Genomic DNA, 8,127 nt, shown 5'->3' with positions numbered 1-8,127 from the left:
CCTCGATCTCGTTCTCACAGCAGAACAGGTGGGATATTTCATGGAGGAAAACACGGTGCAGCTCCGGCAGGGGGAAGTCGATGTCTGCGCGTATCATCACGCCGTACTGCCCCTTGCCCCAAAAAGCCTGTGCCGCAAAGGTCTGGAAATAGCCCTCCGCCTTGTAGTCCTCGTCCAGGTTCTTCGGAAAATGCTCCCGGCAGAACTGCTCATAGACATCCAGCCCGTTTTCCGGGGTAAAGAAAGCAAGGACTGTGTTATCCCTTGTGATGCCGGAGTCAAGGGCGTCGTTGAAGAAGTCCAGGGCGTCAAAAAAGATGTCCCTTAATTCCTGCTCCGTGTAGCGGCCCATATCCGCACCTCCTACTCCAGTTCTTCCCAGGGTTCCAGTCCCATCTCCTCCCAGGTGACGCCATAGGGGGCGCCCCCGGAGGTGTACCCGGCGATATAAAAGAAGCGGCCGTCCTGCTCCGGCAAGCTCTGCTGCTCCTGCGCCGCCAGCCTCGCCTTTCTCCGTTTCCGGGCGGCCCGCTTGATCGCCAGCTTCTCCGCCTCGGTTTTCTTCACCCTGGGCTTCGGCGGCTCCGGGAGGCCGTTCTTCTCGATCCGCTCCGCAAATCTGGCCTGTTTTTTCAGGAAAACATCATGGACGGTCTCATAGGACAGCCCCAGCCCACGGCCCTGTATCTTGGTGAAAGCCATCTTTGCCAGCTTTTCCAGTTCCGCATCGGCGGGCATCTGCCCATGTTCCTTGTAATGGGCGCAGACCATGCCGAACATGACCTCGGATAATTTCTGCTTCTGCTTTGCTTTCAGGTCTTTCCAATCCCTTGCGCCCATCCCATCACCTCCCGACATTGCCGCCCTCATTGTAACATGGATACAGCATATCCGCCATAGGCATTTGGGAAACTGTTCACATAAATGACTATCAGCCACAGACTGGCCATCAGGAGGGTCACAAATTCAAGAAACCTTCGGGGGTCAATACGCATAGCCGCACCTCCTGTTCTACAAAAGGGTTTGCGGCTGGTCTCAGCCGCCAGCCGCAGACTGTTCCATCAGATACAGATGGCTCCGCTTAGACCGGCTCATCGTCTGACCCGTCAAAGCCATCCTCGTCCTCATCGTCAAGCCCAATGTCCTCCGGGAGGCCGTAGTCCTCGTCATCCTCCGAATAGTCGGCGTCCGGGTCCGGCTTGGCCTGTTCCTTCTTCCCGCCGCCCTTGAAGAACTTCGTATAGGCGAAGAAGCCGCCTCCGCCCAGCAGTGCCAGCACAAGGAGCAGGGCGGGCAGGGGGTTAGCCTTGGGCGCGGGCTTTTCCTCATCCGGCTTGTCCTCGTTGTCCTCCGGCTTCTGGGTCTCGGCGGGCGGCTGGACCTCCGTCTCCGGCTTGGTGTATTTCGCCGCCGTGTCCTCGTCCTTGGTGTATTTCGCCGCCGTGTCCTCGTCCATCAGGGCCAGCAGGTCCGCCTCGTCCACCAGGTTCAGGAAGTGGACGGTCTGCTCCCCCTCGTCATCCCGGTCGATGATGAGGTAGAAGGTGTTCCCGGCCTTTGTCACCAGCGTGATGAACTGCTTGCCGGAGCCGTCCGCATGAGCCTCATCATAATCGTCCACCAGCGTCAGGTTTCCGTCCGGGGTGAGGGCGGCGGAAGGAGGACCTGCCGCATCGGTATTCCCCATGCTCATCATCAGCAGGAGCATCATCATCAGGGTGTCCTCGTCAAAGCCGCTTGTGTCAGGCGCATCCTGCCCCTCATCCGCGGGCGGGGCGGCAGGGGACTCCTGTTCCGTCACATCCAGATAGTCCTTGTAGACATACCCGGTGGCCTCCGGGACCACGACCTGATACCAGTCGCCGTCCTCGCCAACGACTTCCACCTCGGTCCCCCGGAGCAGATGCCCGATCACGGAATGCTCCAGGCCGGAGCCGGAGCGGAGGTTCAGGTAGGTGTCGCTGCGGACATTAACTGTGCCAACGGCAACGGTCTCTGTCGCCGCCTCCGTTCCGGCATCGGCATCAGCATCGGTATCGGTCTCCTCGCCGGTGTCCTTGCTGGTATCGCCGCCCATCAGGGCCTCCATGATCTGCTCCATGCCCTGGGCGGAAAAGGTGATCTTCCCGTCCCCGCTGATCGTCACACCTTCCGGCAGGACGATCTTCGTGCCGAGGGTGGCGCCATCGGGCAGGGCGGGGCTGTCAGTCTCCACAGCGTCCCCGGCAGTCCCGTCCGTTCCAGCGGGGGCTGTCTCCACAGCCTCTGTCCCAGCGGCCCCCTCCGTGGAAACCGGGGAATTGTCCGCCGCAAAGCACACGGCGGAGAGGTTCCCCATCATCAGAACGCCCGCCAGAAGGCCGGCGATCATGCTCTTAATCTTCATGCTCTTTATCCTCCTTGATCTCAGAAGTATTGTTGTCACGGCCAGCCAGCGCATCCGGCGCGCCCGCCCCCGGCACAGCGGCCGGGAAGGGGAGCAGCCCGCCTTGCAGGGCTTTCAGGACCTCAGCAAGCTGGTCCGGGGTCATGTTCCGCGCCCGCACCATCTCATGGATCTCTGTGTTCTCCTGCTGGATATATTTCTGGCAAAGCTCCTTGTAACGGGCGTCCCACTGGTCGCGCTTTTCCCTTGCACGGTCCCGTTCGGCCCCGATCTTGTCCAGTTTCTCGCTCATTTTCGCTCCTTTTGTTTGTGCCTGAAACGCTTTAGGGCAGGGATGGGCCGTTACCGTTCCATATCCATGTCTGGGGCTTTCTGCTCCTTTTTCATTTCAGGCTGTTTCCGTGTTGCTGCCGCCTTTTTCTCGGCGAGGTCCTTTATCACCGATGCCCGCCCCACGGCCTCCTTCTCCGGCGCAAAAGCCTCCCGCTCCTGGGCGTCATACAGCGCCTGCAAGCGGCCTTCCGCCGATGTGAGCATATCTTGCAGGATGGCTATCCGCTCCTCTATGCGGTCAGATGCGTCACTTGCGCCGCCTGTCCCCAGCATGAAGCGTTCCAACCGGTCCTTTTCGCCGCCGATATACTGCTCCAGCAGCTCACACTCGGCCATCAGGCTCCCGATGGTATCGCCGGGATATGCCTCGGATGGCTGGTGCGGGTCTTTCCCCATCTCATCCATCTTGTTCCTCACCGCCTTTCTGTTTTACCTGATACGCCCAAAGCACAGAAAATGGCTCTGCCAGTAGTTACTTTCGGTGCTGGCGTAGGAGATGGGATTTCCGCAGTGGATCATCATCCCATCGCCCACATAGATGCCCACATGGGTGGCGTCGCTGGGGTCCGGGGCGTCGTAGGTGTGGTGGAAGAAGATCAGGTCCCCCGGCTTCGCCTGGTCGGGCGGGATGATGTCGCAGATATTTTTCAGCCCCCTGGCGCCCAGCCGGCCCACGTTCCAGCCGTTGCCGCTGTGGTTGATGACCCACGACACGAAGCCGGAGCAGTCAAAACTTGTGCTGGGGGAACTGCCGCCCCAGACATAGGGGTAGCCCAGGTACTTCTCCGCCTCGGTTATCATCCTGCGGAATTTCTCATCGGTCAGCGCCTCGCCGGGGATGTCATAGTCCGTGTACTCGCCCCCGGACACGCCGTACACATCCTCCCCGAACAGCTCCGAACGGTTGCCGCTGGTCGTCATCAGCACGTCGTAGCGGTCGGCCTGCTCCGTTGTCAGCCCGGAGTCCCGGATCACCGCCCCCAGCCCCTTGTTGGTCAGCTTCACATTGAGGATATAATAGTTGTACGGCACTTCCACATCGTAGTCGTTGCCCTCGCTGTCCGTCCTTGTCTCTGTGCGGTAGCGGACCTCCACCTCCGGCGTGAGGGTGAGGGTGTACTGCTGGGCGAACAGGCTTTGCAGGGTGCTTTGGACCTCCGCCCTGGTGTAGTCCTCGAACAGGACGGTCAGGTAGGAGGCCAGCTCATAGGGGTTGTGGCCGATCTCCGCCAGGTCGTAGCGGTACTCGTCATAGCCGGGGTGGGTGCTTTCGATATTGCTTATCTGGTTGTCCAGGGCAGTCTCCAGCGCGGAGTAGTCCGCGTCGGCCCCCAGGATGTCAGCGTCCTCCGCCGTGTAGGAGGTCCCCAGCACCGCGTTCCCGCTCCCGGCGAACATGGCGGTGCAGGATGAGAACATCCCGGCGATGAGCATCACCAGAAGCCCCAGGACACCAGCGATAAGGATAGCTTTGGGATGTTCCTTTACAAACTCGATCCCTTTATCCACCAGTGACTTCGTTCCCTCGGCGGCCCTTTTTCCGCCCTTCGCCGCCCCGGAAGCCCCGGCTTTGCCGCTGGTCTTGGCTTCCATATACCGCTTTTTCAGTTCCTGCTTCTGCCGCCACCTGGAGATGGGGTTGGAGGCGGGGTTAGGGTCATTGTGGCGCTCCCGCCGGTATAGGGCCTCCACATTCGCCGCATCAGACTTCCGCTCCAGCCTCGCCGCCTTGTCGTACTGTTTCAGCTTGTGGCTGTAATGGCGGTTGTTCACGATGTTCCCGGTGTTCCGCACCGCGGACTCCCCGCTTTGCAGGGCATCCCCGCCGGCGTTGCCCTCGCTGTCATTGTCCGAACGGCCCACGGCGTCCCGGACGGTGTTCCTCGCCGCATGGAGGGTGGCGGCGGGGGCGTTGACCGCTGCCCGGCCACCCGCTCCCGGCTTCTGGGCGGTGACTTCCGTCACCTCGATGCGGAGCTTGCCCCTTGCGGTTTTCGTGGACTGCCGCTCCGGGCGCAGCTTGTCAGAAAGCCGCTCTGCGGTGGCCTCCACCTTGCCGCCCCTGGCGGTGGCGCGGGGCTTTCTTTTGGATGGGGCCTTTTCCTTTTCCCGGTCCGCCTTGGAGGACTGCCGGGACTGATGGAGCTTATCCGAGAGCCGTTCCTCCACGGCCTCGGCCCTGCCGCTGTCACGGGTGATACGCGCACGCCTCTTTGTGGGGAGCTTCTCATTCGCCCGGTCCGCTCTGTCGGCGGCCTTGTCCGCCTTTTTCGCCGCCCTGCGGATGTCCCGGTCAGAAAGCTCATCCTCTGTAAAATGGAGGCGGCGCGCCTTATCAGCCATTGTCCGCCTCCCGCTTCTTGACCTCCGTCAGCTTGGTCGTCATGATCTTGTAGAGTTCCAGGTCGGTGGGGAACCTGTCCACGAAGGGCAGGATCACATTGCCGAAGAACAGCAGCCCCTCGCCCTCGCCGGAGTGGGTCACATAGGAAAGCTGGTGAGGGCTGATGTTGAGCTGTTTCGCCAGGATGGTGCGGTCGCCCGCCGCCTGGTTGAGCATGATGATGAAGTCGCTGTTCTCAAAGATGTTCTCCACCTCCCGGCTGGAGAGCAGGTCCTTCACATTCTGGGTGATGCCGGTGGGGATGCCGCCCCATTTTCTGAACCGTTTCCATATCTCCACGGAGTAGGCCGCCGTCTGCTCCTCTTTGAGCAAAAGGTGGAACTCGTCCATGAAATACCGGGTGGCCTTGCCCGCGCTTCGGTTCTGGGTCACGCGCCCCCACACCTGGTCCTGCACCACCAGCATCCCGATCTTCTTCATCTGCTTGCCAAGGTCCTTGATGTCGAAGCAGACGATGCGGTTGGTGATGTCCACATTAGTGCGGTGGTTGAAGATGTTCAGGGAGCCGGTGACATAAATTTCAAGGGCGGTCGCCACATGGCGGGCCTCCTTCTCCTCCTGCTTTAAGAGCGCCTCGTAGAGGTCCTGCAAGAGGGGCATATTCTCCGGCCTGGGGTCCTCGAAATACTTCTGGTATATCTGGTGGACGCAGCGGTCGATGACCGTTTTCTCCACCGGCTGGAGGCCCTCCTTGCCGCCTACCACCAGCTCGCACAGGGAGAGGATGAAGTCGGCTTTCAGGGCCACGGGGTTGTCCTCCTCGGAGTAGTTCAGGTTGATGTCCATCGGGTTGACATACTGGCTGCTGGACGGGCTGATCCTGATGATCTGCCCGCCGAACCGCTCCACCAGCGGCGCGTACTCCGCCTCCGGGTCGCAGATGATGACATCATCGTCCGACACGAGGAAGGCGTTGGCGATCTCCCGCTTGGCGGCGAAGGACTTGCCGGAACCGGGCGTACCGAGGATGAGGCCGTTGGGGTTCTTGAGGGACTTCCGGTCCACCATGATGAGGTTATTAGAGAGAGCGTTCAGCCCGTAGTAAAGGGCCTCCTTCCCGTTCTGGAAAAGCTCCTGAGTGGTGAAGGGGACGAAAATGGCGGTGGAGCTGGTGGTGAGGCCCCGCTGTATCTCGATGAGGTTCTGCGCCAGGGGCAGGGAGGACATCAGCCCCTGCTCCTGCTGGAAGTCCAGCCGCCGCAGGACGCAGTTGTGCTTCTGGGCGATGCTCTGGGACTGGAACACGTTGGTCTCCAGCTCCTGCTCGGTGCGCCCGGTATTCATCACCAGGAACGTCACCATGAACATCCGCTCGTTCTGGCTCTGCAATTCCTTCAGGAGCGCCTTGGCGTCCCTGCCGTAAGTAGCGAGGTCGGAGGGGATGATGTCGATGTCGTACCCGGCGCGGACGGCCTTCTTCTGTTCCTCGATCTTGCTGCGGTCCAGCTCCGTGATGGTGTGCTTCACCGTCTTGATGGCCTTGTTCTGGTCGATGGACTGGATGTGCATGGTGACGATCTGGCTGGAGTCGATGTCCAGGATGTCCGCCAGCATACGGTCGCTGATGTCTGAGGCCGTGATGGATAAGAACGACATGGCCCCGTACATATCCCCCACCTGGAAGGTGCGCCGGCTGTTGAAGGCAAAGGCGGTGGGGGCGATGAAGTCCTTCACGGACAGCCCGGACTCCACCAGCCATTTCCACTCAAAGGCGAACGGGTCACGGTCGCCCATGTGGAACATGGAGTGCATCAGGCGCAGGCGCTCCTTCCCGTTCAGCACAGCGGCAGTCACGCCGATGCGCTTGAAGTTGTTGAGCAGGTCCGTCTCCACATGGTCCAGCCGGGGCTTCGCCTGCCGCATGGAGGCCGCCTCGATGCCGAAGGTCAGGTACTTGGCTTTTGTCAGGCCGTTGTTGCCCCTGGCGAGCTGGCTTTTCAGCATCTGGCTGTACTCCGCCCGGACGCTGTCAAAGGCGTCCCCAGCGGGCGGGATGCGGACGGACTTCTCGAAGCTCTCCGCGTCGGTCGCCATGTTCATGAAGGACAGCTCGAAACGGATGGAGCTGTCGAAGAAGTTGAGGAAGCTGCACCACTCCTCAAAGATAGCCGTCTTGTCCTCCTGCTGGGCGAGCTGGTAGTTGATGTCGTTGAACTGGACGGTCTTGGTGTAGTAGTTGTCGGTGACACGGCAGATGCCGTCCGGGAACATCCGCTGGAACGGGATGGACTGCTGGGCGGTGCGGGGAGTGCCGTCATCCCTGCGGGCCTTCTCGATGATGGCCCTGATCTGCTTTTTCTCCGCTTTTGTCAGGCTTGCGGGGAGAGCGATCGGCTCCGCTTTCCCGCGCCCGCCTTTCTGCGTTTTGAACAATGGCCTGTACCTCCTTTTCCACTTGGTCCTGCCGCATGAGGGCAGAGTAATAGTTGTTGGTCGCATAGGGGCGGACCTTGGGGCGGATGAATTTCGCCTGGATGAAATGCCGCGCCACCGCCTCCAGCGGCTGGCCGTCCTTCTCGTACATGGCGAGGAAGAACAGCGGGAGCATGAGGACGATCATCCCCATGACGGCGAGGCTGGTGTTGCCGGAGCGTTTCATCAGGAAGAACGCAGGGACGCCGATGAGCGCCGCCGCGCCGAAGCAGACGAGCTGCCGCTTCGTCAGCCCAAAGAACACCTTGGTCTTTACCCGCGTCAGGTCGCGGGGGATGGAAATATACGCTGCCATGATGACCTCCTTTCCCGGTCAATGGGCGTTCAGTACGCTTCGGGCAAGGCCCCCGGTCTTGAACAGGGTGAACACCAGCAGGACCGTGTACCCCACCACGCCCCAGAGGGAGCCGACTATATCCGAAGTGAACGAGATGGACTGTATCAGCACAGCGTAGATGCCGACACAGATGATGATGAGGAAGCCCTGGAAGCCCAGGGCGAACAGGGATTTGAGATAGTTCTGGCCCATGCCGCCCACCTCCCGGTTGGAGAGGGTCGCCACGGGGATGGG

The 8,127-nt window shown here is 60.9% G+C and carries 7 protein-coding genes and 2 pseudogenes; all 9 read right to left on the bottom strand.

The features are described from left to right. Positions 1-352: pseudogene (locus tag D7X94_RS17390) on the bottom strand (hypothetical protein); the annotation flags it as partial. A gap of 11 nt (positions 353-363) precedes the next feature. Beyond that, positions 364-840, bottom strand: coding sequence for a hypothetical protein (locus D7X94_RS19410; protein ID WP_243111380.1), 477 nt, complete (start codon positions 838-840; stop codon positions 364-366). Positions 841-1,081: 241 nt separating this feature from the next. Beyond that, on the bottom strand, positions 1,082-2,386 hold the full coding sequence (locus D7X94_RS17380; protein ID WP_158591074.1) for a CD1107 family mobile element protein: 1,305 nt from the start codon (positions 2,384-2,386) through the stop codon (positions 1,082-1,084). Next, entirely contained in the window at positions 2,376-2,678 is a 303-nt protein-coding gene (locus D7X94_RS17375; protein WP_120429047.1) for a DUF4315 family protein, read from the bottom strand. Before D7X94_RS17375 ends, D7X94_RS17380 begins: the two co-directional genes overlap by 11 nt. Positions 2,679-2,728: 50 nt before the next feature. Then, the gene (locus tag D7X94_RS18245; protein WP_147401771.1) at positions 2,729-3,124 is read right to left on the bottom strand and encodes a hypothetical protein; all 396 of its coding nucleotides are present in this window, start codon (positions 3,122-3,124) and stop codon (positions 2,729-2,731) included. A 24-nt stretch (positions 3,125-3,148) separates the two neighbouring features. Then, complete coding sequence (locus D7X94_RS19605) at positions 3,149-5,062, bottom strand: C40 family peptidase (RefSeq protein ID WP_120429046.1); 1,914 nt, start codon at positions 5,060-5,062, stop codon at positions 3,149-3,151. Next, a complete protein-coding gene (locus D7X94_RS17365; protein ID WP_243111379.1) occupies positions 5,055-7,496 on the bottom strand; it encodes a VirB4-like conjugal transfer ATPase, CD1110 family in 2,442 nt (813 codons plus the stop codon). The genes D7X94_RS19605 and D7X94_RS17365 overlap by 8 nt, the downstream gene beginning before the upstream one ends. After that, complete coding sequence (locus D7X94_RS17360; RefSeq protein WP_243111378.1) at positions 7,378-7,851, bottom strand: PrgI family protein; 474 nt, start codon at positions 7,849-7,851, stop codon at positions 7,378-7,380. The genes D7X94_RS17365 and D7X94_RS17360 overlap by 119 nt, the downstream gene beginning before the upstream one ends. Positions 7,852-7,869: 18 nt before the next feature. Continuing rightward, positions 7,870-8,127 (bottom strand): annotated as a pseudogene (locus D7X94_RS17355) (VirB6/TrbL-like conjugal transfer protein, CD1112 family); the annotation flags it as partial.

This window comes from Acutalibacter sp. 1XD8-33 (genome assembly GCF_003612555.1).
Lineage (GTDB): Bacteria > Bacillota > Clostridia > Oscillospirales > Acutalibacteraceae > Acutalibacter.
The sequence above is the reverse complement of the archived record's forward strand: the minus strand, read 5'-3'. Positions and strand labels throughout refer to the sequence as shown.

What these genes read in the sequence shown, in the direction of transcription:
- D7X94_RS19410 (WP_243111380.1), bottom strand. Translation starts at nt 840, where the DNA reads ATGGGCGCAAGGGATTGGAAAGACCTGAAAGCAAAGCAGAAGCAGAAA.
- D7X94_RS17380 (WP_158591074.1), bottom strand. Translation starts at nt 2,386, where the DNA reads ATGAAGATTAAGAGCATGATCGCCGGCCTTCTGGCGGGCGTTCTGATG.
- D7X94_RS17375 (WP_120429047.1), bottom strand. Translation starts at nt 2,678, where the DNA reads ATGAGCGAGAAACTGGACAAGATCGGGGCCGAACGGGACCGTGCAAGG.
- D7X94_RS18245 (WP_147401771.1), bottom strand. Translation starts at nt 3,124, where the DNA reads ATGGATGAGATGGGGAAAGACCCGCACCAGCCATCCGAGGCATATCCC.
- D7X94_RS19605 (WP_120429046.1), bottom strand. Translation starts at nt 5,062, where the DNA reads ATGGCTGATAAGGCGCGCCGCCTCCATTTTACAGAGGATGAGCTTTCT.
- D7X94_RS17360 (WP_243111378.1), bottom strand. Translation starts at nt 7,851, where the DNA reads ATGGCAGCGTATATTTCCATCCCCCGCGACCTGACGCGGGTAAAGACC.